This window comes from Panacagrimonas perspica (genome assembly GCF_004364935.1).
GTDB classification, from domain to species: domain Bacteria; phylum Pseudomonadota; class Gammaproteobacteria; order Nevskiales; family Nevskiaceae; genus Panacagrimonas; species Panacagrimonas perspica.
In genome coordinates this window covers 667,530-693,071 of record NZ_SOBT01000008.1, presented here as the reverse complement: position 1 = coordinate 693,071, position 25,542 = coordinate 667,530, and the positions used below count along the sequence as shown (strand labels likewise).

At 65.8% G+C, this 25,542-nt stretch carries 17 protein-coding genes; 9 read left to right on the top strand and 8 right to left on the bottom strand.

Features of this window, described 5'->3' with window-relative positions; genetic code table 11:
* Positions 1–18 precede the first annotated feature (18 nt).
* The 8 genes from pheA to DFR24_RS02985 form a co-directional block, all read right to left on the bottom strand.
* The gene (gene pheA / locus DFR24_RS03020; RefSeq protein WP_133879861.1) at positions 19–1,116 is read right to left on the bottom strand and encodes a prephenate dehydratase; all 1,098 of its coding nucleotides are present in this window, start codon (positions 1,114–1,116) and stop codon (positions 19–21) included.
* A 70-nt stretch (positions 1,117–1,186) separates the two neighbouring features.
* Positions 1,187–2,359, bottom strand: a complete 1,173-nt coding sequence (locus DFR24_RS03015) for a phosphoglycerate dehydrogenase (protein ID WP_133879860.1) — start codon at positions 2,357–2,359, stop codon at positions 1,187–1,189.
* 105 nt (positions 2,360–2,464) lie between these two features.
* Positions 2,465–3,547, bottom strand: a complete 1,083-nt coding sequence (gene serC, locus DFR24_RS03010; RefSeq protein ID WP_133879859.1) for a 3-phosphoserine/phosphohydroxythreonine transaminase — start codon at positions 3,545–3,547, stop codon at positions 2,465–2,467.
* Between the two features lie 43 nt (positions 3,548–3,590).
* Positions 3,591–4,001, bottom strand: a complete 411-nt coding sequence (locus DFR24_RS03005) for a type II toxin-antitoxin system VapC family toxin (RefSeq protein WP_133879858.1) — start codon at positions 3,999–4,001, stop codon at positions 3,591–3,593.
* Positions 3,998–4,243 carry a ribbon-helix-helix domain-containing protein gene (locus tag DFR24_RS03000; RefSeq protein WP_133879857.1) on the bottom strand — a complete coding sequence of 82 codons (246 nt, stop codon included), beginning with the start codon at positions 4,241–4,243 and terminating at the stop codon, positions 3,998–4,000. The genes DFR24_RS03005 and DFR24_RS03000 overlap by 4 nt, the downstream gene beginning before the upstream one ends.
* A gap of 119 nt (positions 4,244–4,362) precedes the next feature.
* Positions 4,363–4,794 carry a nuclear transport factor 2 family protein gene (locus DFR24_RS02995; RefSeq protein ID WP_133879856.1) on the bottom strand — a complete coding sequence of 144 codons (432 nt, stop codon included), beginning with the start codon at positions 4,792–4,794 and terminating at the stop codon, positions 4,363–4,365.
* 174 nt (positions 4,795–4,968) lie between these two features.
* Positions 4,969–7,743, bottom strand: coding sequence for a DNA gyrase subunit A (gene gyrA / locus DFR24_RS02990; RefSeq protein WP_133879855.1), 2,775 nt, complete (start codon positions 7,741–7,743; stop codon positions 4,969–4,971).
* A gap of 123 nt (positions 7,744–7,866) precedes the next feature.
* Complete coding sequence (locus DFR24_RS02985; protein WP_133879854.1) at positions 7,867–9,177, bottom strand: multiheme c-type cytochrome; 1,311 nt, start codon at positions 9,175–9,177, stop codon at positions 7,867–7,869.
* A 196-nt stretch (positions 9,178–9,373) separates the two neighbouring features.
* On the opposite strand from DFR24_RS02985, the gene DFR24_RS02980 reads away from it, so the two are divergent.
* The 9 genes from DFR24_RS02980 to DFR24_RS02945 all read left to right on the top strand — a co-directional run bounded on the left by DFR24_RS02980 (position 9,374) and on the right by DFR24_RS02945 (position 25,505).
* Positions 9,374–11,776 (top strand): cyclic nucleotide-binding domain-containing protein, encoded by a 2,403-nt coding sequence (locus DFR24_RS02980; protein ID WP_133879853.1) that lies wholly within the window; start codon positions 9,374–9,376, stop codon positions 11,774–11,776.
* Entirely contained in the window at positions 11,777–12,706 is a 930-nt protein-coding gene (locus DFR24_RS02975) for a hypothetical protein (RefSeq protein ID WP_133879852.1), read from the top strand.
* Between the two features lie 10 nt (positions 12,707–12,716).
* Complete coding sequence (locus tag DFR24_RS02970; protein ID WP_133879851.1) at positions 12,717–14,474, top strand: cytochrome c3 family protein; 1,758 nt, start codon at positions 12,717–12,719, stop codon at positions 14,472–14,474.
* Positions 14,474–16,453 carry a GlcG/HbpS family heme-binding protein gene (locus DFR24_RS02965; RefSeq protein ID WP_133879850.1) on the top strand — a complete coding sequence of 660 codons (1,980 nt, stop codon included), beginning with the start codon at positions 14,474–14,476 and terminating at the stop codon, positions 16,451–16,453. Before DFR24_RS02970 ends, DFR24_RS02965 begins: the two co-directional genes overlap by 1 nt.
* A gap of 11 nt (positions 16,454–16,464) precedes the next feature.
* On the top strand, positions 16,465–18,795 hold the full coding sequence (locus DFR24_RS02960) for a FimV/HubP family polar landmark protein (protein WP_162851003.1): 2,331 nt from the start codon (positions 16,465–16,467) through the stop codon (positions 18,793–18,795).
* Between the two features lie 205 nt (positions 18,796–19,000).
* On the top strand, positions 19,001–22,747 hold the full coding sequence (locus tag DFR24_RS02955; protein ID WP_366518897.1) for a hypothetical protein: 3,747 nt from the start codon (positions 19,001–19,003) through the stop codon (positions 22,745–22,747).
* 19 nt (positions 22,748–22,766) lie between these two features.
* Entirely contained in the window at positions 22,767–23,516 is a 750-nt protein-coding gene (locus DFR24_RS02950) for a DUF4331 family protein (RefSeq protein ID WP_133879847.1), read from the top strand.
* The gene (locus DFR24_RS24300; RefSeq protein ID WP_162851001.1) at positions 23,513–24,214 is read left to right on the top strand and encodes a DUF4331 domain-containing protein; all 702 of its coding nucleotides are present in this window, start codon (positions 23,513–23,515) and stop codon (positions 24,212–24,214) included. The genes DFR24_RS02950 and DFR24_RS24300 overlap by 4 nt, the downstream gene beginning before the upstream one ends.
* 67 nt (positions 24,215–24,281) lie before the next feature.
* Entirely contained in the window at positions 24,282–25,505 is a 1,224-nt protein-coding gene (locus DFR24_RS02945) for a tetratricopeptide repeat protein (RefSeq protein ID WP_162851000.1), read from the top strand.
* The last annotated feature ends 37 nt before the right edge of the window (positions 25,506–25,542 follow it).

The window sequence follows — 25,542 nt, the reverse complement described above, 5'->3', positions numbered from 1 at the left end:
GGAATGACCTGGGTCAGGTCAGATCACGGCCTTGGGATACGACCCCAGGATCTTGAAGAAGGCGGCGTTCGCGCGGACCTGGTCGAGCACTGCACGCGACTTCGCGTCGCTGGCATGCCCGCCGAAGTCGATGAAGAAGTAGAAATCGGGCACCGGCGAACCGCGCACCGGCCGCGACTCGATGCGCGTCATGTCGATCTGCGCATCGGCCAGCGGCTTGAGCAAGGTGAACAGCGCGCCCGGCTGATTGCGATGCGCCGTGGCGACCAGCGACGTGACGTCCTCACCGGTGGCACTCGGGTCCTGCTTGCCGATGATCAGGAAGCGCGTCGTGTTGCCCGGATCGTCCTCGATGTTCGAGGCCAGGATGTTCAGGCCGTACAGGCGCGCGGCCGGCAAGCCGGCAATGGCCGCCCCGCCTTTTTCCGACGCGATGCGCGCAGCCTCTCCGTTGCTCGACACGACCTCGCGCTCGGCCTTGCCCATGCGCGCATCCAGCCACTTGCGCGTCTGCGCGAAGGACTGCGGGTGCGCGTAGACCGTACCCACCGACGCCAGCGAGGTTTCGCGCGACAGCAGGTGGTGATGCACCGGCAGCATCACTTCGCCGCAGATGCGCAGCTTGGTGTGCACCAGCGCGTCGAGCGTGTGCGTGACGACGCCGCCGATAGAGTTCTCGACCGGCACCACGCCGTAGTCGGCGGCTCCCGATTCGACATCGCGGAAAATCTCGTCGACGGCGCCCAGCGGACGCACGGTCACCGAGTCGCCGAAATGCTTGAGCGCAGCGGCCTGGGTGTAGGTGCCCTCGGGCCCCAGGTAGGCCACCGTCAGCGGTGATTCCAGCGACAGGCAGGCCGACATGATCTCGCGCATGAGCCGCGCGATGACCTCGTCGGTCAGCGGGCCGCCATCCGCACCGCTGTTGCGTGCCATCGCGCGGCGCAGCACCTCGGCCTCGCGCGATGGCCGGTAGTGATCCCCGGTGTCGCCCTGGCGCTGCTTGATGCGCGCAACTTCCTGCGCGACGCGCGCACGCGCAGAAATCAGGCGCTGGATCTGGTCGTCCAGCGCATCGATCTTGACGCGTGCATCTTGAAGTGTAAGTTCCGGCATCGGTCCAAAAGCCCCGGTGAAAGCGCCATTGTCCAACAAAACCGGCGCGCGATGCCGCGCGAGACCGACTTCAGCCGACGATCACGCGAATGTTGAGAACGCCCTGGATCGCGGCGATCTCGTCCACCGCCCCCTGCGGAATCCCCGAATCGACGTCCACCAGCGTGTACGCGATGTCCCCGCGCGACTTGTTGAGCAGGTCGGCGATGTTGAGCTTGTGGTTGGCCAGGGTCGTGGAAATCTGGCCGACCATGTTGGGAACGTTGGCGTTGGAGATGGCCAGGCGCGTCTTGCCGGGCAGCAACGGCAGAACCGCTTCCGGGAAATTCACCGAATTGGTGATGTTGCCGCGCTCCAGGAACTCGCGAAGCTGGTCGGCGACCATCACCGCGCAGTTGTCTTCCGCCTCGTTGGTGGATGCACCCAGATGCGGCGTGGCGATGACGCGCGGATGGCCCTTGAGCGTGTTCGACGGGAAATCGCAGACGTAGGCGTGCAGGCTGCCGCTGTCCAGCGCGGCCAGCACCGCCTTTTCGTCGACGATGGCTTCGCGCGCGAAATTCAACACGACGCCCTGCTTTTTAAGCAGCTTGAGCCGGTCGGTGTTGACCAGATTGCGCGTGGCGTCGAGCAGCGGCACGTGCACGGAAAGGAACTGCGAGCGCGCCATCAGGTCGTCGACCGACAAGGCCTGTCGCACGCGCGCATCCAGCTTCCAGGCGTTCTGGACCGTCATCGCAGGGTCGAAGCCCCAGACTTCCATGCCCAGCTCGATGGCCGTGTTCGCCACCTTGACGCCGATGGCGCCCAGGCCGATGACGCCCAGACTGCGGCCCGGCAGTTCGAAACCGACGAACTTCTTCTTGCCGGCCTCGACGGCCTCGTGCATCGCCTTGTCGTCGCCGTCCAGCTTCTTCACGAAGTCCAGCGCCGAACCGATGTTGCGCGCCGCCAGCAGCATGCCCGCCAGCACCAGTTCCTTGACCGCGTTGGCGTTGGCGCCCGGGGCGTTGAACACCGGCACGCCGCGCTTGCTCATCGCCGCGACCGGAATGTTGTTGGTGCCTGCGCCGGCGCGGCCGATCGCCTTGATCGAGGCCGAAATCTCCGTCTTGTGCATGTCGGCCGAACGCACCATCACCGCGTCCGGGTGGTTCATCTCGCTGGCCACTTCATAGCGCTCGCGCGGCAGGCGCTCGAGGCCGAGGATGGAGATGTTGTTGAGAGTCTGAATCTTGAACATGGGGAAAGGCCGGGAATGGAGAATCGGGAATGGGGAATCGTAGAAGCGGGGCAGGTCGGTATGAGGTCGGCTTCTACGATTCCCCAGTCCCGATTCCCGGCTTTCTCAGCCGCGCGTCCGCACGAACTCTTTCATGTAGTCGACCAGGGTCGCGACGCCCGCCTCGGTCATTGCGTTGTACAACGACGCACGCATGCCGCCCACCGCGCGATGGCCCTTGAGGCCGCTCAGGCTCGCGGCCTTGGCGCCCTTCAGGAACTCCGCATCCAGTTCCGGATTCGGCAGCGTGAACGGCACGTTCATCCACGAACGATCCTTCTTCGCGACCGGGTTCTTGTAGAAATCCTGAGCGTCGATGTAGTCGTACAGCAGCGACGACTTGCGCTGGTTGCGCGCGCCGATCGCGGCCAAGCCGCCTTCATTCTTGATCCACTTGAAGACCAGGCCCGACACGTACCACGAGAAGCAGGCCGGGGTGTTGAGCATCGACTCGTTGTCAGCCACGGCCTTGTAGTCGAACACGCCAGGGGTCATCGCAGCCGCCTGCCCGATCAGATCATCGCGCACGATCACGATCGTGACGCCCGCGGGGCCGATGTTCTTCTGCGCACCGCCGTAGATCAGCCCGAACTTCGAGATGTCGATGGGGCGCGACAGGATGTCCGAGGACATGTCGGCCACTAGCGGCACGCCGCCGGTATCCGGCGTGTCCTGAAACTGCACGCCGTGGATCGTCTCGTTGGTGGTGATGTGCACGTAGGCCGCATCCGGGTCCAGCTTCCACGAAGCCCGGTCCGGGACCTTCGTGAACTTTTCGCTTTCCGAAGAAGCCGCGACATTGGCCTTGCCGTACTTGCCGCACTCCTTGGCCGCCTTCTTGCCCCAGTCGCCAGTGAGCACGTAGTCCGCGCCGGCCTTGCCGCGCAGCAGGTTCAGCGGGATCAGCGAGAACTGCGCCGTGGCGCCGCCCTGCATGAACAGAACCTTGTAATTCGCAGGAATTCCAGCAACTTCGCGCAGGTCTTTCTCGGCTTCTGCAGCAATGCTCATGAACTCCTTGTCGCGATGGGACATTTCCATCACCGACATGCCGCTGCCACGCCAGTCCAGGAGCTCTTCCTGGACCTGCTGCAGAACCGTCAGGGGAAGCGTGGCCGGGCCCGCGCTGAAGTTGATAATTCTTTTCATATCAATATCCTGATGAACAAATTTAAAGTTTTTTGTATCTGGATCAGGGCGTCTTGCCGATCCAGTTTTCCACGTTCAAGCCGTTGACCATCCGATACGGCGTCAGATCCTCCGCCACCAGCGTGTAGCGATGGGTCATGGCCTGCGCCGCGAGCATCAATTCCATCGGCCCGATGCGCTCGCCGCCCGACTCCAGGTAGGCCCCGAGCGTGGCAGCCTGCTGAGCCTCGGCTTCGCCGAATTCGAGCGTCCGAACAGTCTCCGCCATCGTCCGCAGGAGGCGGGCGTAGCGGGCCTGCGCACGCGGCTTGGTACGAAGTCCGATCTCCACCTGCATCCGACTGAGGACCGACATCGCGATTTCGCCGGGACCGAGTTCGGCCAGCTTGAGCACGACCGGAAGACGCCCGCGCAGGGCGGCCGACAGGGTGCCGGCGTCCAGCAGGTATTTCATCGCGTGGGAGAGACGTCGGCCGCCGGCCGCCAGGGTTCGAATTCGACGGGCCCGGCGCTCAGCTCGGGAGCCGGATTGCGCCAGTGATCGCGAAGATCCTCGGGCCATTCCTCTGCCTCGTTCTTCACCAGCCACTCCTGCACGGCCCGCACGATGATGCGGTTGCGCGTCAGGCCTACCCGCTCGACCGCGGCACTGAGGCGGGCGACGGTCTGGGCATCGAAATGCACGCTGAAGTTCATGCGCGCATTAGGACATAACAGCACCTGTTAGTCACGCCCTCAACACCGTCGCAACCGTAGCGCGGTCGAAGCCCGGGGTTGCGCTCGGTGTACGGAGGTAGCCCGGGCCACGGGTCCACTCAGATCAGTCCGGCGAGCTGCTGGAGATGCGCCGAATCGAAGCGGATGACGTTTTCGGCGACAAGCCCATCGCGCATGCGGATCCGGTCGATACCGGTGAACTCGAACGGTCCCTTCTTGCCGGTGGCTCTCATGATCCAGCGCACGAACACGGTATCGCCGTTGGTGGCGTGTTCCGCTACCCGCAGACGCATGTCGGGCAACAGTTGAAGGATGTCGGCCAGAGCCTGCGTATACGCCTGCACGCCTCGGACGGGCACCTCGGAGCCGGGCCACCACCCGACGACATCGTCCGTCACCAGATCTGGAACATCATCGGCCGAGGGATTCGACCAGAACTGGGCAAAGCGCTCCACCGACCAGCCGGGCGGATCGAAACGGCGAGCGGCCGGCGACGAACGGGGCGCGCGTACCGGGTTGGAAACGGTCATCGGATTCTCCTGTCTGCAACGTGACACCGCGACGCGCGGCTCCGTGCAGATTCGGCTCAGGAGTGCAGCCGGACAATTACCGACGAGGTAACTCCGGATATCGCGCGAACCGGCTATCGCGCGACGTCAACAGATCCGGACGGGCGCCGCCGCAGAGCGCGACGGCGCGATTCCTCAGGCCTCGGGCTCGCCCTCGACATCTGGCGCGGATACCGCACCACCGTCATCTACCTCGGGCTCCGGCTCGCTCTCAACGCGATCGATGCCGACCAGACGATCGTCGTCCACCGGCCGCATCAGTCGCACGCCCTGCGTATTGCGGCTCATCGTGCGCACATCGGTGGTCTTGAAGCGGATCAGGATGCCGGCCTCGGAGATCAGCATCACCTCGTGGCCGTCGTGGACTTCGATGGCGCCGACGAGATTGCCGGTCTTGTCCGATAGCGCCTGCGCGATCACACCCTGGCCGCCGCGGCCACGCAGCGGGAACTGATCGACAGGAGTGCGCTTGCCGTAGCCATATTCGGAAACAGTGAGGATGTCGTCGCCGTCGGCCACGAGTAGCGCGATGATCTTCGCGCTTTCCGCAGCAGCCACTGCAACACCCTCATCGGCGGCGTCTGCACCTTCGATGGCCTCCACGCTTTCATCGGCAACGGCTTCGTCGCCCGCAGGTTCACCACGCTTGATCAGGCGCATGCCGCGCACGCCAGTGGCGTTACGGCCCATGCTGCGCACGTCGTTCTCGTTGAAGCGGATGACGCGACCGGCGTCGCTGAACAGCAGGACGTCGCTGGTCCCGTTCGTGATCGCGACACCCACCAGCGCATCGTCGACCCGCAAGTCCACAGCGATGATGCCGTTCGAGCGGATGTTGGCGAACGCGGAAAGGGGCGTCTTCTTCACGGTGCCGAGTCGCGTCGCCATGAACACGAACGGACCGCTGGCCGTGATCCCTTCCGCCGTTTCCGCCGTATCGACGGCGCCCTCGACCGACGGCACCGCCTCGGCCTCGATCGCCTCGGTGACCCCAAAGGACTGGATCGGCAGAACCGCACTGATCTTCTCGCCGGGCTCCAGCGGCAGCAGGTTCACGAACGGCCGACCGCGCGAACCGCGCGAGCCCACGGGCAGCTCGAACACGCGCAGCTTGTAGACCTTGCCGGTGCTGCCGAAACACAGCAGCCAGTCATGCGAATGCGCCGACCATAGGCGGTCGACGAAGTCCTCGTCCTTGGTGCTCGCCGCCTGCTTGCCGCGACCGCCGCGCTTTTGCGCCTGGTACTCGACCAGCGGCACGGACTTCACGTAGCCCTCGTGCGAGAGCGTGACGACCATTTCCTGCGGCGGGATCAGGTCCTCGCGCGCGATGTTCAGCGCCAGCTCCGTGATTTCGGTGCGGCGCTCGTCTCCGTACTGCTCCTTGATCGCCAGCAGCTCGCCGCGGATCACCGACAGCAGGCGGGCTTCGGAACCCAGGATGTCGAGGTAGTCGAGAATCGCTTCGAGCAGTTCCTTGAACTCCTCGTGGATCTTGTCCTGCTCGAGCGCCGTGAGCTTGGACAGGCGCATGTCCAGGATCGCCTGCGCCTGCGCTTCGCTGAGCCGGTAGCCATCTTCGACCAGCCCGAACTCTGCCGCGAGATCTTCCGGCCGAGAAGCGCTGGAATCCGCGCGCGCGAGCAGGGTCGTGACCAGGCCCGCGTCCCAGGTCCGCCCCATCAGGCCAACCTTGGCGTCCGCAGAGTTCGGCGCGCGCTTGATCAGCTCGATCATCTCGTCGATGTTGGCCAGCGCGACGGCCAGACCTTCGAGGATGTGCGCCTTCTTGCGTGCCTCGCGCAGCAGATAGCGCGTGCGACGCGTCACCACCTCGCGGCGATGTCGCACGAAGATCTCGAGCAGCTGCTTGAGATTCATCGTCTTGGGCTGACCGCCTTCGAGCGCAACGATGTTGATGCCGAACGTCACCTGCATGCCCGTCTGCTGGAACAGGTTGTTCAGCACGACCTCGGCGTTCTCGTTTCGCTTGAGCTCGATGAACACGCGCATGCCGTCGCGGTCCGACTCATCGCGGATCTCCGAGATGCCCTCGAGCTTCTTTTCCTTGACGAGTTCGGCGATGCGCTCCTGCAGGCGCGCCTTGTTCACCTGGTACGGCAGCTCGGTGACGATGATCGCCTGCTTGTCGTTGCTGACGTCCTCGAAGTGCGTGCGCGCGCGCAGCACGATGCGACCGCGACCCGTGTTGTAGGCGTCGACCAGACCGTGCGCGTCGAGCAGCAGGCCGGCGGTCGGGAAGTCCGGTGCCGGGATCAGCTTCATGAGCCCGGCGATGTCGATGTCCGGGTTGTCGACCAGCGCCACGCAGCCGTCGATGACCTCGGACAGGTTGTGCGGCGGGATGTTCGTGGCCAGGCCGACCGCGATGCCGGCCGAGCCGTTGACCAGCAGCTGCGGAATGCGCGTCGGAAGGACGACCGGCTCGATGTCCTTCTCGTCGTAGTTCGGGATGAAGTCGACGGTGTCGGAGTCGATGTCGGCGAGCAGTTCCGAGGTGAGCCGTGACATGCGGCACTCGGTGTAGCGCATCGCCGCCGGCGGATCACCGTCGACGCTACCGAAGTTGCCCTGTCCGTCCACCAGTGGATAGCGCAGCGAAAAGTCCTGCGCCATGCGGACCAGCGCGTCGTAAGCCGCGTTGTCGCCGTGCGGGTGGTATTTGCCGATGACATCACCGACGACACGCGCGCACTTGATGTACGGACGGTTCCAGGTGTTGTTGAGCTGGCTCATCGCGTACAGGATTCGCCGGTGCACCGGCTTGAGTCCGTCACGCGCATCCGGGAGAGCTCGGCCGACGATCACGCTCATCGCGTAATCGAGGTAGGAACGGCGCATCTCGTCCTCAAGATTGACGCTGAGAACTTCCTTTGCAAAATCGGTCATCAACAAGCCCTTCCGGCCACTAAAAACATGGTCGGGTCAAGAATTATTCGAGGGGACTAAAAGCGAGGGAATTCTAACAGATAGGCCCTCACTACCGGGCCTTTTCCGAACCCTCTGCCCGCCTCAGTTCGCGAGGCTGGCCCGCAGCTTGACCAGAGCGGCCCGATAGGCCGGCGGATTGAAGCGGTCGCGCTCCTTCACCGACTCGTAGAGCGCATCGATCGCGGACTTCTCAGCGGTGCTGAAACCCTGCCCGTCGCGCTCGCCCAAGGCCGATCCGAGCACGAGCGACGCCATCGCAGCCTGCTCGGCGAACCGGTAGTCGCCCGCGTGCGCACCGGAGGCACTGGCCAGGATCGCGCCCAGAACCTTGCGAATCTGAGGGCCGTCCAGGCTCGCGGCCTGCACACGCCCCAGCACGACGGCCCTCAGGACATCCCGCAGGCCCTGCGCCTCGCGCCGCAGCGCGTCGTCGCCCGAGAAGCCCTTGTCGTAGAGCCGCGCCCAGCCCGCCTGCCATTCCTTCGCCATTGCCGGGTCGACCGACTGCAGCCAGAGGCCCAGCAGGACCACCGAGCTATCCGCCAGAGGCACCGTGCCGGGCGCACGCGCGGCCGTGCGGCCGGGCTCGTTGCGGCCCGCCTTCATCGAGTGGTGGCAGGCATCGCAGTCGAAGAACGCCAGTTCGGGCATCAGCCCGTCCGCGTGGCGCCCTTCGGCAAGGGATTGCAACAGGTTGTCCGCCGCCATCGCCTGTCCGACGGCCCAGGCTCGCGCCGGGTCTTGCGCACCCTTGCGCTGCACGTAGTCGGCGTCGACCTCGTGGTGATACGGCTCCAGAGTGCCGAAGGTGTCGAGTTCGAACAGCAGGGGCGGATGGCCTGCGGCCATGATCGCGTGCGTCATCGGCCGTTCGCGCGAACCCTGATGGCAGGACAGGCACATCTGTCCCCGAGCTGCGGGTTCCCAGGTCGGATACAGGCCGTCGGCCTTGGCGTCGTCGCGGGTCTTGTAGCCCTGCACGTGGCTGCCGATCCACTTGCTGGCCCCGCCGTGACAGGCCTCGCAGCCCACGCCGTCCGTGACCATCCACTTCTCGCCACGCGCGGCAGGTTCTACCGTGTCCGCGTGACAAGTGAGGCAGCCTTCCGCCCGTGCGGCGTCACCCCATCCGAGCCGGCGGGACATCAGGTTGGAGCGCGGCTCGAGCAGACGGTTGTAGGCGCCCGCGTGGGCGTCCTTGCGCTGCCAGATGAAGTATTCGTCCTGCCGGATCGCATGCGTGCCGATCGTCTTGACCGCACCGTGGCAGGTGGATCCGGCACAGGTGGCCACTCCGAGATGGCCGCCTTCTACGCGCGCGTCCGCACCGAACGCGCGACCGGCCAGCAGCGCGAACACCACCCCCATCAACGCAGTGATTCCCCTGGACATTGGGTGCGACGACTCCCCCTTCGACGTGCCTGCTCCCGCCTTTCTGGCGAGAACTGTCCCGCGACGAATGTAGGCCGCGTGCGAAGCGAAGTCGAGAACTCTTTCAAAAAAGTGTGCGCGAGTTCTCAAACGAGCTTGCCGAAGTACCGACACGCGGCCACGATACGACGCGCCAGCCCGGGGAAGGCCAGCAATCGTGACCAGTGCATTCAAGATCGCCGTCGTGGGAAGCGGCCCTGCGGGCCTTTCAGCCGCTGCGAGAGCGGCTGAACTCGGCGTCTCGCATGTGTTGCTCGAAGCCGAGCAGCATCTCTCGAACACGATCTACCGCTACCAGAAGGGAAAGCACGTCATGGCCGAGCCGGGCGTGCTGCCGCTGCGCGCGGCGGTGCCGTTCGAGGCCGGAAAGCGGGAAACGATCCTCGATGCCTGGAATGAGGGCTCCACGCGCCTCAAGGTCAATGTCCGGCACGGCGCGCCGGTAAAGAGCATCAAGGGCGAGCGCGGCGCGTTCGTCCTGGAAATACCCGGCGGCGAGCGCGTGACCGCCGAAACCGTGGTCCTCGCCATCGGGCTGCAGGGAAACCTGCGCAAGCTCGGCGCGCCGGGTGAAGACCTCGACTTCGTCCAGTATCAACTCGACGATCCCGACGCCTATTCACGCGAGGCCATCGTCGTCGTCGGCGCTGGCGATGCGGCCATCGAAAACGCGATCGCGCTGTCGGCCGCCAACCAGGTGACGATCATCAACCGCGGCGCGGAATTCAATCGCGCCAAGGACGCCAACGAGGCCGACATCCTCAAGGCCATCGAGACCGGCAAGATCCGCTGCTACTACAACTGCTCGATATCGGAAGCCCGGCTCACGCCGCAGGGACCGCGTCTGGCGGAACTGGCCTTGAAGACTGCCGAAGGCACCGCGGTGATCCCGGTGGACCGCGTGATCGCTCGCCTAGGCGCCACACCTCCTCGCGCATTCGTCGAATCCTGCGGCGTACAGTTCCCGAGCAAGGATCCGAACAGCGTTCCGGCCGTGTCCGGCGTCTACGAATCGAATGTGCCGGGCCTGTACATCGTCGGCGCGCTGGCGGGTTTTCCGCTGATCAAGCAGGCGATGAATCAGGGCTACGAGGTCATCGAGACCATCGAAGGCCGCAAGATCGAGCCGGCCGACGCGCCCCTGCTCAGGGCGAAGTTCGCCGCCCTCCCCGGCTTCAAGGGCGACGTCGACAACGCGCTGGCTTCGATCAAGGAGCGCATGCCGCTGCTGGCGTCGCTGACGTCGCTGCAGCTGCGCGAGTTCCTGCTCGACTCCAACGTGCGCGTGCCCAAGAAGGGTGAAGCCATCTTCAAGCGCAACGATTACAGCGACAGCTTCTATTCGCTGCTCGGCGGCGGCGCGCAAATCGAGATCGATCCGGACGATGCGACCAAGCGCATCGCCATCAAGCCAGGCGAGTTCTTCGGCGAGATGAGCCTGATCTCGGGCCGGCGTCGCACGCACACGGTGCTCGCCGACGAAGCCTGCGTGCTGATCGAGTCGCCGCGCCGCACGACGCTCAAGCTGATCAACAGCGTCGCGGCCGTGCGCCGGGTCATCGACGAGACGTTCCTGCTGCGCGCCATCGAGACGCAGCTCGCCAAGGGCGTGTCTCCGGCAGATCTGAAGATGCTCGCGGGCAGCGCCACCGTGCACTCTTATGACGCCAACCAGGTGGTGTTCAGCGAAGGCGATCCGGGCGATGGGCTGTACCTGATCCGCAGCGGTTCGGTGATGGTCTCGCACACCGTCGGCGGTCGCGAAGTGGTGCTGGCCTACGTACCCGCCGGACAGTACATCGGCGAAATGGCCCTGATCTCGGACACGCCGCGCACGGCGACCGTGAAGGCGGCTGTCCGCACCGAAGCGATCCGGCTCGATGGCGCCGTCTTCGCCAAGGTGATGGAGCGCTATCCGCAGCTCGCGCGCCGCGTGCGCAAGATCCACCGCTCGCGCATCGCCAGCAATGTGGAGCAGAACGTCGAGCCCGAGCGCAGCGGCGTCATATCGTTCCTGATGAAGCAGGGACTCGGCGAGGCCACCGACGTCCTGCTGATCGACGAATCACTGTGCGTGCGTTGTGATCAGTGCGAGAAAGCCTGCGCGTCGACGCATGGCAACCTGTCGCGTCTGGATCGCGAGGCAGGCCCGACCTACGACAACCTGCATGTGCCGACGTCGTGCCGTCACTGCGAGCATCCGCACTGCATGAAGGACTGCCCACCCGACGCGATCCGTCGCTCGCCGGGCGGAGAGGTCTACATCTCGGATGCCTGCATCGGCTGCGGCAACTGTCAGCGCAACTGCCCGTATGGCGTGATCCAGATGGGCGTCGAGAGCAAGAACGAACCCAGCCTGTGGCGCTGGATGATGTTCGGCGGCGATGAACCCGGCCACGGCGACTCGCACGAGAAGGGCATCAAGAAAGCCGCCAAGTGCGACATGTGCAAGAACATCAGTGGTGGACCGGCCTGCGTGCGCGCATGCCCCACCGGCGCGGCGCTGCGCGTGAGCCCCGAGAAATTCCTCAAGGTCTCGCACGGACGCTGGGAGTCCTGAGTGGAGACTCCCGCCCATGTTGGCTTCCTGCGACATCACCGCTATCGCTATCTCAAGATCGGTCTGATCCTGTGCGCGCTGTCGTTGCTGCTGTACGCGATCCACGATCCGATCGATGGCCCCAACGGCGGCACCTGGCTGGGCTATGGGCTGGGCAGCATCGGCGCCGGGCTGATCCTGGTGCTGTCGTGGCTCGGCATCCGCAAGCGCCGCTACCGCGGCGGCCTGGGCCAGGTCAAAGGCTGGCTTTCGGCTCACGTGTATCTCGGGCTCGCGCTGGTGATCGTCGGCACCTTGCACACGGGGTTCCAGTTCGGCTGGAACGTTCACACGCTGGCCTACGTGCTGATGCTGGTGGTCATCACCAGCGGCGTATACGGCATCTGGGCGTACGCAGCACTGCCCGAGAGGATCACCGCGCTGCGTCGCGGACAGACACGTGACGCGATGCTGGCCGAGATGGCCGAACTCAACCGTCAGTCGATCGCGGTCGCGCAGGCGCTGAGCTCGGACATTCATCGCGCGATCGCGCGATCCATCGGGCGCGTGCGCATCGGCGGCGGCGTCATCGCACAGCTCTTTGGTCCTGCGGAGCCGGCGCGTCAGGACTTCGACGACCTCAACCGGACGCTGAACGTGCGTGCCGACACGCTATTGGCCGGCCAAAGAGCCGAGTCGGAGGCCGAATCCACGGTCATGTTCATCGCCGGGCAGATCGTCAAGCGCTCGGGTCGCGACGAAGACGAGGCGGCGCATATCCGGCAGCTTCTGGACATCCTGGGCCGGCGCAAGGAACTGGTCTCGCGGATCAATCAGGACATCCAGCTGCATGCGCGCATGCAGATCTGGCTCTATCTGCACGTCCCGCTCACGCTCGCGCTGCTGGCCGCGCTGCTGACGCACGTGATCAGCGTGTTCCTGTACTGGTGACGGCCGCGCGATGAAGACGCTCATCCGCCGCATGCAGTCGCAGAAGGGCACGATCGCCTTCTCGAACATCCCCCTGGAAACGGCGACGGTACGCATCGGCCGAGGAACCGAGCAGGACGTCGAGATCGCGGATCCGCGCATCGCGTTGGCGCATGCCGAGATCACGCCGATGCCGGACGGCACGTTCCGGCTCGACGCCAAGACGCCGAGCGGCGTTTGGGTCAACGGAACGCCCTGCTCCGCGCGTGCCCTGCAGGTGAACGACATCCTCGACTTCGGGCGCTTCCGCATCACGGTGATGAAGCCGGAAGCCGGTTCCGACCTGACGCTGCTGGTCGAAGAGCGCGCGGACGCCGTCGAGGAAAAGCCGGCGGAGATCGCCGCCACGCGTCTCGAAGAAACCTGGCTGTCGCGACGCCGCCCGGCCTGGGTCGCCTTCATCGTGGTGCTGCTGGCGATGCTGCTGCTGCCGCTGGTGCTGCGCTACGCGGGGAGCAAGGACCCCGCCACCCAGATGAAGATGGCGGCGCTTCCGCTGGTGCCCACACAGACCGCGTGGAACTCCGGGCCGCTGTCGAGCGCGCACGCGTATTTCGAAACCGACTGCGCGGCCTGCCACGTACAGCCGTTCAAGCAGGTCCGCAACAACGCCTGCCTCGCCTGCCACGACGCGGTCCGGCATCACGTTCCGGACGCCGCGATGGCAGCGCTGCCCGACTTCTCGGCGGCGGCATGCACCGATTGCCATCGCGAGCACAACGGACCCGACGGGACCATCGTGCGACTGGCTTCGCTGTGCACCGATTGCCACGAAAACCTTCAGGCGCGCTTCCCGGATTCGACGATGGGCAAGGTCGGCGATTTCGCCACCCATCACCCGCCGTTCTCTCCCGTGCTGACCCAGTTCGACAAGGCCACGCGCAGCTTCAAGGCGGAGCCGGTAGTGCAGGAACATGGCGTGGCGTTGCGCGAGGACAACGGACTGGTGTTTCCGCACAACCTGCATCTCGACACCAAGGGCATCGACGCGCCGGACGGCAAGCGCAAGCTGGAATGCTCGAGCTGCCATGAGCCGGATCGCGGTGCCGTGGGCTTCCGCGCGGTGTCGATGGAACGCCACTGCGCGGACTGCCATCGTCTCGAGTTCGATCCGGACGATCCGACACGCGTGGTGCCGCACGGCAAGCCGGCCGAGGTGGCCGCCGTGCTGCGCGATCATTTCGCCGCCAAGGCGCTCGACCGGCAACAGGTCAAGACGCTGGGATCAGCGCTGCCGGCCGCACCGGAGCGCCGTCGACCCGGACCGCCCCGCACGCCGGCCGAACGCGAATTCATCGCGCAGTGGTCGGCCACACAGGGCGACGCGGTCGTGCGTGAAGTCTTCGAAGGACGGCTGTGCCGCTACTGCCACGTGGTGGAGCCGACGAACGATCCCAAATTGCCCTGGGACATCGCACCCGTCGCCCTGCAGGAACACGCCTTGAGTGCCGCGGCGTTCACCCACGCGCCGCACGCCGACACCGCCTGCGTCGACTGCCATGCTGCAAGGACGTCGAAGCTGAGCAGCGACGTGCTGCTGCCGGACATCGGAAACTGCCGCGCGTGCCACGGCGATGTCGGCGGCAAGAAACAGGTGACCAGCACCTGCCTGGACTGCCACAGCTACCACGTCGACCAGGGCGTGCTCTGGGATCCGGGCGCGACGCGGCGCAAGACCCTCGGCGCGCAAAGGCACCCCAAGCTGATCACACCGCGAGGTGCGTCCTGATGCTGCTCTTCCGTCGCACTCTCGTCTTTCGCCTGCTGACTGCGGCTCGCCCGTTACGACTTGCGTTGCCGCTCGCGGCCGCGCTCGTCGCGTGTTCGGGTGGCGGCGGCGGATTGTCGGAGACCGGTTGCGACGGCAGTTGCCAGACGACGCAGCGCCTCGAGATCGCCGACGTCCAGCAGGTCATCGCACAGGCGGTCGGCGAAGCCCAGGCGCGCGGCACGCCGGCCACCATCGCGGTCGTGGATCGGGTCGGCAACGTGCTGGGCGTGTTCCGCATGAACGGCGCCGCGACCAGCATCACGATCCCCAACACGCTCGGGTCGCGCGTCGTCGCGGGCGGATTGCACGGCATCACCCTGATTCCCGATTCGCTGGCAGCGATCGCCAAAGCGGTCACGGGCGCGTACCTGAGTTCCGAGGGCAACGCCTTCTCGACGCGGACAGCGAGCCAGATCGTTCAGGAGTTCTTCAATCCCCGCGAAACCGACCAACCGGGTGGACCGTTGTTCGGCGTGCAGTTCAGTTCCCTACCCTGCTCGGACCTGGTGACGCGATTCACCGGTGGCGCAGCGGGTCCAGGCCCGCAGCGCTCGCCGCTGGGACTGTCCGCTGATCCGGGCGGCTTTCCTCTGTACAAGGATGGCGCGCTGGTCGGCGGAGTGGGCGTGATCGCCGACGCCGAGTACGCACTCGATCCGGTGATCAGCGATCGTGATGCCGACGTCGACGAACTGCTCGCGGTCGCTGCGACGGCAGGTTTCGACGCGCCCGAAGATCGCCAGGCCGACCGCATCACGGTGGACGGCAAGACCTTTCGCTATCGCGATGTCGATCGTGGTGATCTGGCGTCCGACCCGGCGACCGCCCCGGCATTCGCGGCGCTGGCCGGGGTCGGAAGCCTCCAGGCGGTGCCGGGTTACAGCAGTGCGGGAATCGTCGCGGGCACGGTGTTCGGGCAACCGGGCTCTGGTATCCGGCCGGCAGGCGCCGCGCTGGCGGGACTCGATGCCTTCGTCCTGGTCGACGGCGCCAACGCGGAACGCTTCGCGCCGAGCGCCGGAACCGACAGCGCTGTCACCACCGCGCCGCTGACGTCGACCGAGGTCACCGAGCTGCTGCGCGGCGCGCTGGCGGTCGCCAATCGATCGCGCGCACAGATTCGCCGGCCCCTCAGTTCGCAGATGCGGGTGACCGTCTCCGTGGTCGACACGTTCGGCGCGACGCTGGGCGTGGCACGCACGCGTGACGCGCCGGTGTTCGGAACCGACGTGTCCCTGCAGAAGGCGCGCGCCGCTGCGTTCTTTTCGGGCACCGCGGCCGCCGCCGATCTGTTCGCCACACCCGATACCACTTACCTGGGCAACGGCGAGGTCTCGAGCATTGCCGGTTATGTCGCGCCCTTCCGCGATGCCTTCGGGCGTTCGACGCTGCTCGCGGACGGCAGCGTCGCGTTCGGTGACCGCTCCGTCGGCAACCTGGCTCGACCCTTCTTCCCCGACGGCCTTAGCGGCGCCTCGAACGGCCCTCTATCGAAGCCGTATGACCGGTGGAGCCCGTTCTCCACCGGCCTGCAGTTCGACCTGGTCAACAGCGCTGTGCTGCAGCACGTCGTCTTCGTGCTCGGCGGCGGCGCCGATGTCGGCGTCGGTGCATGCACGCAGATGCCGGCGACGACGAGCACGCCAAGCCGCCTCGCGAACGGGCTGCAGATCTTCGCCGGCAGCGTTCCGGTTTATCGCGGCAACACGCTGGTCGGCGCCATCGGTGTTTCCGGTGACGGCATCGACCAGGACGACATGGTCGCGTTCCTCGGCCTGCACAACGCGGGACTGAGCCTGGGAGGCAGCATCGGCAACGCACCTTCGGTGATCCGCGCGGATCGCTTCGAGCCGCGCGGTACGCGCCTGCGCTACGTGCAGTGCCCGCAGTCCCCCTTCCTCGACTCGGGGGATCAGAACGTATGTCAAGGCAAGTGAGCACGCGCCGGATGAGCGCCCGCCGCGTGATCGCGACGATGGCGATGGCTTGCGTACTTCACGTCGCGCACGGCGAGGATGCGCCGCGCACTTACGGGCCGGTGAATGCTAGAGAGACGCTGCATTCCATTGCGATGCAGGTGCGGCCGGAACGCAGCGCCCGATCGACCTGCCAGGCCACCGTGGCACTGTACTGGGCCAATCCCGGCGCATTCAGGAGTTCGATCCACACGCTGCGGCCCGGCGCCGTGCTGCGTGTGCCCGACGCCCAGACGATCGCCTCGGTGCCCGGTGACATCGCGGACCGGCTCTACTCGGATCCCTCGTTCGACTTCGCCGCGGTACCTGCGGCCTCGCGCTCGATTGCTGCCGTCGAGCCGGACACGCTCGCGGACCCGCTCCCGGTCATTCCGCTGCCGCGCCCGCCTCTACCGATGCCGCCGCCGGAACCGGACAGCGACTTCGCCGACGCGGCTGCGGCTGCTGCCGCTCCTTCGCCTGTCGCGGCCGAGTCGGTCGAACCGATTCCGGCCGTACCGCCGCCGACGGCTGTGCTGCCGCGCGTACGTCCGCCCGTCGCAATGGAAGAGCCTGCCGCTGCATCCGCGGATTCTTCGGACGCCGCGAATCTGGGATTGCGTCGCCGTCCGGGTGAAGCCGCCGTGGCTCCGGAACGTGCGCGCACGGCGAGCGGCCCGCTGACGGTCAACCCCAACGCCAATAGCGGACTGGTCGCGGTGGCGCCGCCGCAGCGGCCGTGGATGCCGGAGAGCTGGACGAAGGCGCCGGTGCCGGACCGCTGGCGCCTGCTCAACGCCCTGGAGCTGATGCCGCAGCGCTGGTACGACCCGTATCACCAGAACACCTGGAAAGGCGACAAGCCGGTCCGCAACGGCGACGAGTTCCTGATCCTGTCGGCGATCGTCGACGCCATCGTCGAACCGCGCCGCTTCCCGCAGCCGGTCGGGCCGCAGTCCACCACCAGCCCCGGCTCCACCGGCATCTTCGGCGGATCGGACAACACGCTGTTCAACACCAACCTGATCCTGTCGGTGGTGTACCTCAAAGGCGACACGACGTTCCGGCCGCCCGACTGGGAATACCACTTCCTGCCGGTGATCAGCTTCAACTACGCGCGCAACGAAGAGTCGCGCGTGCTGGAGATCGATCCGGACAACGGCACTGCGCGCACCGATTCGCACGTCGGCATCCAGGAACTGTTCGCGGACTACCACCTGCGCAACGTGTCCGACCGTTTCGACTTCGACTCGATCCGGGTCGGCATCCAGCCGTTCTCGTCCGACTTCCGCGGGTTCCTGTTCCAGGACAACCAGCTGATGGTCCGCTACTTCGGTACGCGCGATAACAACCGCTGGCAGTTCAACCTGGCGCTGATGCGACGCCTGGAGAAGGACACCAACACCGCACTCAACGCCGTCGAGAAGGATCCGCGTCACGACGACACGCTGTTCGCCAATCTCTACCGGCAGGACTTCCCGGTGCTGGGCTTCACCTCGCAGGTGACGCTCGCGCACAACCGCAACCGCGAGGACAAGCGCGGCCTGTTCTTCAACGACAACGGGTTCGTCGAACGTCCGGCGTCAATCGGCACCGAGTCGCCGCGCAAGTACGACGTCACGTACCTGGGTTACAACGGCGACGGCCACTTCGGCCGGCTCAACACCACCGTGTCGACGTACCTGGCGTTCGGCGACGAATCGAGCGGCGTGTTCACCGACAAGAAGCGGGACATCATGGCCGCGTTCGCAGCGGCCGAATTCTCGATCGACACCAACTGGATCCGTCATCGAGTCTCGCTGCTGTGGGGTTCAGGCGACGACGATCCCTACGACAACGAGGCCAACGGCTTCGATGCGATCTTCGAGAACCCGACGTTCGCCGGCGCCGACACCAGCTTCTGGTTCCGCCAGTCGATTCCGCTGATCGGCAGCGGCATCGTGAACCTGTCGCAGCGCAACGCCTTGCTGAACAACCTGCGTTCGAGCAAGGAACACGGCCAGTCCAATTTCGCAAATCCCGGCATCCTGCTCGCCGGCTTCGGCCAGGACTTCGATATCGCGCCGCAGCTTCGCGTCTCGACCAACTTCAACCATCTCTGGTTCGACGACACGGCGGTGCTCGAAGTGGCGCGCAACCAGGGCGGGATCGATCGCGACATCGGCTGGGATCTCTCGGCCGCGGTGATCTGGCGGCCGTTCTTCACACAGAACCTGATCTTCCGCCTCTCGGGCGCCTATCTGCTGCCTGGCCAGGGTTTCGAGGACCTGTATCCCGATGAAGAGGGCTACTCCGTGCTGGGCAACCTGATCCTCGCCTACTGACATGAGTATCCGGTCGGCAATCCTCGGTCACCGTAGCCCGGACGAAGTCCGGGATTCTTCCCTGCAGCACTGCGCCGTGCATCCGCGTGGCGATAAGCCCCGGACTTCGTCCGGGCTACGCGTGCTGATCGCCTTGGCGCTGTCTTTCGGGATTCAGAGCTCGGTGTACTCCAGCGAAGGGCGACACGCCGTCGAGCGCGAATGGATGGTCGCGCCGCCCGCTCCCGCCACGCAGACCTATGCCGAGTCGCAGGCCAAGAGCGAGGGCTGCGTGAGCTGCCACACCGACTCCGATCAGAAGACGATGCATCGCAACCCGGCCGTCGTGCTCGGTTGCACCGACTGCCACGGCGGCGATCCGAGCGTCGCCATCGCCAACGGACTCAGCCGCGTCGAGCTCGGTTACATCGATGCGATGGAGCGCGCGCACGTGTTGCCGCGCTACCCGTCCGCCTGGGAAGGCAGCGCCAATCCCGAGCACAGCTACACACTGCTGAACAAGGAAGCGCCGGAGTTCATCCGTTTCATGAATCCGGGCGACTACCGCGTCGCGCGCGAGGGCTGCGGAGCCTGTCACCTGCCGATCATCGAGGCTGCGGAGCGCAGCCTGATGTCGACCGCCACGATGTTCTTCGGCGGCGCTTCGTACAACAACGGAATTCTGCCTTTCAAGCGATACGTGCTGGGCGAGGCCTACACGCGCGAAGGCCTCCCGGCCAAGCTCGAAAACCCGGTCAAGCCCGACGCCAACATGGTCCGGCAAGGCATCGTCAACGAGGTCTATCCCATGCCGATGTGGGAAGTCACGCCGCCAGCGGATGTCTTCCGCGTATTCGAGCGCGGCGGCCGCAATATCGGCTCGATCTTCGCCGAGACCGGGATTCCGAATTCACTCGGTCAGATCCAGCGTCTCGAAGAACCCGGTCGACCCGACATCAAGCAGTCGAGCCGCGGCCCCGGCACCGGCAACCGCATCGCGGTGCCGCTGCTGAACATGCACAAGACGCGACTCAACGATCCGTACATGTGGTTCCTCGGAACCAACGATCAGCCGGGCGACTACCGATCCTCCGGATGCTCCGGCTGCCACGTCGTCTACGGCAACGACCGCGATGCCCGTCACGCGGCCGGTTACGCAAAGCACGGCAACAAGGGAATGACGCAGACGGTCGATCCGACGATCGCCAAGGACGTCAGCGGACATCCGCTGAAGCACGAGTTCACGCGTGCGATCCCGACGTCTCAGTGCATGGTGTGCCACATGCACCAACCAAACATTTTCCTGAACTCGATGCTCGGCTACACGATGTGGGACTACGAGTCCGACGCGCCGCACATGTGGCCGGAAAAGGAAGCCAAGCCCACCGACGCCGAGATCCGCAAGATCAACCAGCGCAATCCGGAAGAGGCCGCCATCCGTGGCAAGTGGGCCGACCCGGAATTCCTCGAGAAAGTGTCGGAACTCAATCCTCAGCTCAAGGACACGCAGTTTGCCGACTACCACGGCCACGGCTGGAATTTCCGCGCGATCTACAAGCGCGATCGCAAGGGCAATCTGCTGGACAAGGACGGCGGGAAAGTTGCCGACGACGATCCGAAGAAGTTCTCCAAGTCGGTGCACCTGTCGTCGATCCACGTCGACGTGGGCATGCATTGCGTCGACTGCCACTTCGCGCAGGACGCGCACGGCAACGGGCACATCTACGGCGAAGTCGCGCAGGCCATCGAGATCGACTGCCAGGACTGCCACGGCACGCCAGATCGCTATCCGAACCTGCGCAGCTCCGGACCGGCGGCGCCGCCTGCTCAGTGCGGACCCGGGACGACGCTGGCCACGCTGACCCTGTCGGCCGCCAGCGGCGAGCCCCGCACCGAGGCCGTGGCCGCACCGCAGAGCGTCTGCGTCGACGCCGCGGGCAAGGCGCAACCGCAGCTCCCCTCCGGCACCGACTTCAGCCGTCTGCGGACTCAGGACGGACGCCTGCGCTTCGAATGGGTCGGCGGCAAGCTGATGCAGCGTTCGGCGCTCACGCCCGGCCTCGAATGGGAAATGTCGCTGGTCAAGGACTCCGTCACGCCGGGCAACGCGCACTACAACGAGAAGGCGGCGCGCGCCAAGCTGATGAGCCGCAACACGAGCACGCAGCACTTCGGAACCGACGTCGCCAAGAGTGATCGCGCGCACGGAGACGACGAGATGGTCTGCGCCACCTGCCACAGCTCGTGGACGACGTCCTGCTTCGGCTGCCACCTGCCGATCCAGGCCAACTGGAAATCGGAGCGCCAGCATTTCGAGGGCGGCGAGTCGCGCAATTTCGCGACGTACAACCCGCAGGTCGCGCGCGACGACTTCTACATGCTGGGCAAGCACGGCGAAGCCAAGGGGCATCGAATCGCCCCGATACGCTCGTCGTCCGCCCTGGTGCTGTCGTCGACCAACTCCAATCGCGAGCGCATCTATATCCAGCAGGCCCCGGTGGCGGCCAGCGGCTTCTCGTCGCAGGCCTTTGCACCCCACTACCCTCACACCGAGCGGAAGACAGAAACCAAGACCTGCGAGGACTGCCACCTCTCGAAAGCCAACGACAACAACGCCTGGATGGCCTCATTGCTTGGGCAGGGCACCGGCTTCGTCAACTTCGTCGGGTTCAATTCCTGGGTCGGGATGTCGGGCGAGATCGGTGCCGTGCAGGTCACCGAATGGGATGAGCCGCAGGCGGTCATCGGTTCCTACCTGCAGCGTTACGCGTATCCCGAGCGTTACCAGCAGCACGAAGGGCTGGGTCGCGAGCTGCAAACCGTGCAGACGCAGCGGACCGGTGGCGACGTCGGCTGCCTGGCGCTGCGTGGCGAGTACCTGTACGTCGCACAGGGGAAGCGCGGAACCGAGGTGTACGACGTCGCGAGCATCGCCAACAAGGGCTTCTCGCAGCGCATCATCACGGCCCCGTTCTCCACGCTGGGACAGAACACGCGCATCGAATCGGCCGACGCGAGTTGCGTCGTGCTGCCGACGAACCAGCCGATCAATCCTCTGCGCAATGTCGGCGACCTGATGCGCGTCGTGAATCAGGAACAGCCCTTCCTGCCGATCTATCACTACGCGCTGATCACCGATCGTCGCGAGGGCCTGATACTGACCGACGTCGACACGATGCAGGATGGTGAACCGCGCAACAATTTCCTGACCCGCGCGATCACCTTCAATCCGGATGGGCTGCTCGACGGTGCAGAACACGCCGTCCTGGCAGGCGCCCGTGCATACGTCGTGAGCAAGGCCGGGCTCGTCACGGTCAATCTCAAGGACCCGCTCGTGCCTGTGGTCGAGAGTGTGCTGCCGCTGCCGGGCCTGCGCGCGGTCGCGGTCCAGTTCAGGTATCTGTTCGCGGTGACGAGCCAAGGGCTGCAGGTGCTCGACATCACTCGGCCCGATCAGCCGCGCGTCACCGCCGCGATCGTGCCACTGGCCGACGCGCATCGCGTGTACCTCGCCAGAACGTATGCGTACGTGGCGGCCGGAAAGGAAGGCGTAGCGATCATCGACATCGAGAAACCCGAGCAGCCCTCACTGCTGCAGCTCTTCAACGCGGATCGTCGAATCGTCGACGCCCGCGACGTGGTCGTCGGTTCCACCAACGCATCTTTGTTCGCCTACGTCGCCGATGCCGCCGGCACATTGCACGTGCTGCAGCTGACGTCGCCGGATTCGCAGCCCAAGTTCTACGGGTTCTCGCCGGAACCGAAGCCGGAGTGGATTGCCGGCCGTCAGCTGGGTCGACCTGCGCTGGCGTTGGCGCGGGGTTTGGACCGCGATCGTGCCGTCGATGAAACCGGAGGGCAGATCGCGGTGTTCGGCCGCATTGGCTCGCGGCCGTTCAACGAAGCCGAGATGCGCAGCTTTTACGCGGACGAGTCTGGCCGCCCGTGGTTCGTGAGTAACGAGCGGCGCTGATGCGCCGCAGGAGGGTGGCGTGAGGCAGACGACCGGCTGGGTGTCACTTGTGGCTGCAGGCTTCGCCGGAGCGGTGCTGGCGGCCGACCACGTGGAGACGCCTTTGGTGACAGCGGACCCGGCGGCCGACATCGCGGACGTCTATCTGTGGCGTCCGGATCCAGCCGTGAACAAGATCGCGCTGGCCATGACGTTCGGTGGCCGCTCCGCGCTCACGGCCGGTGGCGTTCGCATCGATGGCCCCTCCATGTTCTGCGATCGCAACGTGGTCTACGTCTTCAACATCGACAACAGCGCCGACGGCAATCTCGATTCGCACCCGGACATCCAGGTCATCGCGCGCCTGGCGCGCAACGGCAATGGCGAATGTGCGTTCCGGTTCGAGAACGTCCCGGGTGCCGGCGGCCGCGTGATCTCTGCTCGCGAAGGGCAGATCGCAACCGACAATGCCTCTGGACTCCGCGGTTTCGCTGGCCTGGTGGAAGACCCGTTCTTCTTCGACACCATCGGATTTGCCGGCACCAATGCCCAGTATCTGCAGAACAGCCCCGCCGGCGGCATCAGTCTGATCACGTCCCTCAACACCGATCCGCCGCAGGACAGCAGTCCGTTCAGTATCCGCAACACGGTCGATGGATTCGCCGCTCGCAACATCAGCGGCATCATCTTCGAGATGGACCTTGCGACGGTCACCGGCGGCAACGCGATCGCCGACCCGACGATCCAGGTGTGGGGCGAAACCCGCCGCTTCCGAGGGACCACGCCATGAACGCCCGCCAGATTCTGCTGGGACTGACGCTCGGCGGGTCCGTCGCGCTCGTCGGCTGTGGTGACGGCCACGACTCCAAGGGGGGCGACAACGGCGGCGCCCCCGAGCTGACGGGCTTCGACTTTCGCTCTGATCCCATCCCCGATTTCGACCGGGTGGATCGAATGGGCGGCCCCGCAACGACGACTGCGCTGCTCACACCAGGCCCTACCGGCGGCGCGCGACGCCAAGTCGCCAACGCCACCGATCCTGCCGACGACTCGCAGTACGCCGCGGAGTACATCACTGCGATCAAGCGCTACCACTACCATCTCGGGCCGGCGCTGGCCGCTACCGGGCTGGCGACCTGCGGCGTCGTGGGTCTAACCGAGGAAAGCACCGGCGTCGGTGCCTGTGTGTTGCAGGCCCTCGCCAATCCGGTCATTCCCGACGTGCTGAGGCTCGACACCCGGCAGCTCTCGGATTATCCGAACGGTCGCAAACCGGATGACCCGGTGGTGGACGTGTTGCTCGCCATCGCCCTGCTCGATCTCGGCGGGGACGGCAATGGTCCCGGGACCTGCCTGGGCTCGCCCTGCACGCGCAAGTCCATCGCGAACGTTCCGCTCAATGTCGCGCGCAGCACCCCGCCCTCGCTGCCCGCCTTCCCCTACCTCAACAACCAGCAACTCGCGCCACCACCATCGGCGAGCCGATAGGTCGTTCCGTTGCAGCAGCCGGGCGGCCAGGGCTGCCCGGCCTGATGCGGCACTCCCGCTGAATCGAATGAGGCCCGGCGTGAATACAGCCCCAGCGGCGCCCCGCGTTCGCGGCGCGATCACGCGATTCGCGCTTCTGCTGACGACGCTGGGCTACCTGCTGGTGGCCGACGCCGCACCCCGCGTTCCGCAGGATGACCGCGAAGTGCTCGAACGCCTGCCGCTTGTCATCGGCGGCGCGCTGCGTGAGCTACGCCCTCTTCGCGAGGCGGTGTCGGCCGATCCCCGCAATCTTGCGCTGGCGACACAACTTGCACGCCGCTACGTGGAAATCGGACGCACGGAGTTCGACCCGCGCTATTTCGGGTATGCGGAAGCGGCACTGGACCCCTGGTTCCATCAGGACGTTCCACCTCCGGAGGTCCTGCTGCTGCGCGGCCTGCTGCACCAGCAGCGGCACGACTTCGACCGCGCGCTGGCCGACCTCGCCACGCTGCTGAGGCACGACCCCCGCAACGCGCAGGCCTGGTTGATACGGGGCGGAATCCTGCAGATCCGTGGCGACCTTCCAGAGGCCCTCCGTCACTGCGCGGCGGTTTTTTCGCAACCGCAATATCGTTTCGCTGCGACGACCTGCCTGTGCAAGAGCCTGAGCCTCGACGGTCACGCCGATCAGGGCTATTCGCTGCTGCGTCGAGCTCTCGAAGATGCTCCGGACGCGCCGGCAGCGGAACGGAGCTGGGCCTGGACCCTGCTCGCCGAGATGGCGCAAAGACGCGGTCTGCCCGATCAGGCCGAAGCGCATTTTCAGAGCGCTCTTCGGATCGGCTCTCGTGACCGCTATCTGCTGATGAGCTACGCCGACTTTTTGCTGGATCGCGGGCAGGCCGACAAGGTCCGCACGCTGCTCATCGAGGAGACTCGCGCCGATAGCCTGCTGTTGCGGCTCAGCCTGGCCGAGCAGGCGCTCGGACTGGAACCCAGGGCACACATCGCCCTGCTGGAGGCACGCTTCGAGGCGAGCCGCCAGCGTGGGGACAGCGCGCATCGCGGCGAAGAGGCGCGCATGCGACTGCACCTGCTCGGGCAACCTGCTGAAGCCCTGCAACTCGCTCAGGGCAACTGGATGACGCAACGCGAGCCACGCGACGCCAGGATTCTTCTGGAATCCGCTATCGCAGCGCGCGATCCCCTGGCCGCAGCACCCGTGCTGGCTTCCATGCAAGAGAGCGGACTGGAGGATGTACGGCTGGCTCGCCTCGCCGAGGCAATCCGGGCGTTGCCACCGTGACCCGGATTCTTGTCGTCCTCGCACTGTTGCTCTGCAG

What these genes read in the sequence shown, in the direction of transcription:
- pheA (WP_133879861.1), bottom strand. Translation starts at nt 1,116, where the DNA reads ATGCCGGAACTTACACTTCAAGATGCACGCGTCAAGATCGATGCGCTG.
- DFR24_RS03015 (WP_133879860.1), bottom strand. Translation starts at nt 2,359, where the DNA reads ATGTTCAAGATTCAGACTCTCAACAACATCTCCATCCTCGGCCTCGAG.
- serC (WP_133879859.1), bottom strand. Translation starts at nt 3,547, where the DNA reads ATGAAAAGAATTATCAACTTCAGCGCGGGCCCGGCCACGCTTCCCCTG.
- DFR24_RS03005 (WP_133879858.1), bottom strand. Translation starts at nt 4,001, where the DNA reads ATGAAATACCTGCTGGACGCCGGCACCCTGTCGGCCGCCCTGCGCGGG.
- DFR24_RS03000 (WP_133879857.1), bottom strand. Translation starts at nt 4,243, where the DNA reads ATGAACTTCAGCGTGCATTTCGATGCCCAGACCGTCGCCCGCCTCAGT.
- DFR24_RS02995 (WP_133879856.1), bottom strand. Translation starts at nt 4,794, where the DNA reads ATGACCGTTTCCAACCCGGTACGCGCGCCCCGTTCGTCGCCGGCCGCT.
- gyrA (WP_133879855.1), bottom strand. Translation starts at nt 7,743, where the DNA reads ATGACCGATTTTGCAAAGGAAGTTCTCAGCGTCAATCTTGAGGACGAG.
- DFR24_RS02985 (WP_133879854.1), bottom strand. Translation starts at nt 9,177, where the DNA reads ATGTCCAGGGGAATCACTGCGTTGATGGGGGTGGTGTTCGCGCTGCTG.
- DFR24_RS02970 (WP_133879851.1), top strand. Translation starts at nt 12,717, where the DNA reads ATGAAGACGCTCATCCGCCGCATGCAGTCGCAGAAGGGCACGATCGCC.
- DFR24_RS02965 (WP_133879850.1), top strand. Translation starts at nt 14,474, where the DNA reads ATGCTGCTCTTCCGTCGCACTCTCGTCTTTCGCCTGCTGACTGCGGCT.
- DFR24_RS02960 (WP_162851003.1), top strand. Translation starts at nt 16,465, where the DNA reads ATGAGCGCCCGCCGCGTGATCGCGACGATGGCGATGGCTTGCGTACTT.
- DFR24_RS02955 (WP_366518897.1), top strand. Translation starts at nt 19,001, where the DNA reads ATGGTCGCGCCGCCCGCTCCCGCCACGCAGACCTATGCCGAGTCGCAG.
- DFR24_RS24300 (WP_162851001.1), top strand. Translation starts at nt 23,513, where the DNA reads ATGAACGCCCGCCAGATTCTGCTGGGACTGACGCTCGGCGGGTCCGTC.
- DFR24_RS02945 (WP_162851000.1), top strand. Translation starts at nt 24,282, where the DNA reads ATGAGGCCCGGCGTGAATACAGCCCCAGCGGCGCCCCGCGTTCGCGGC.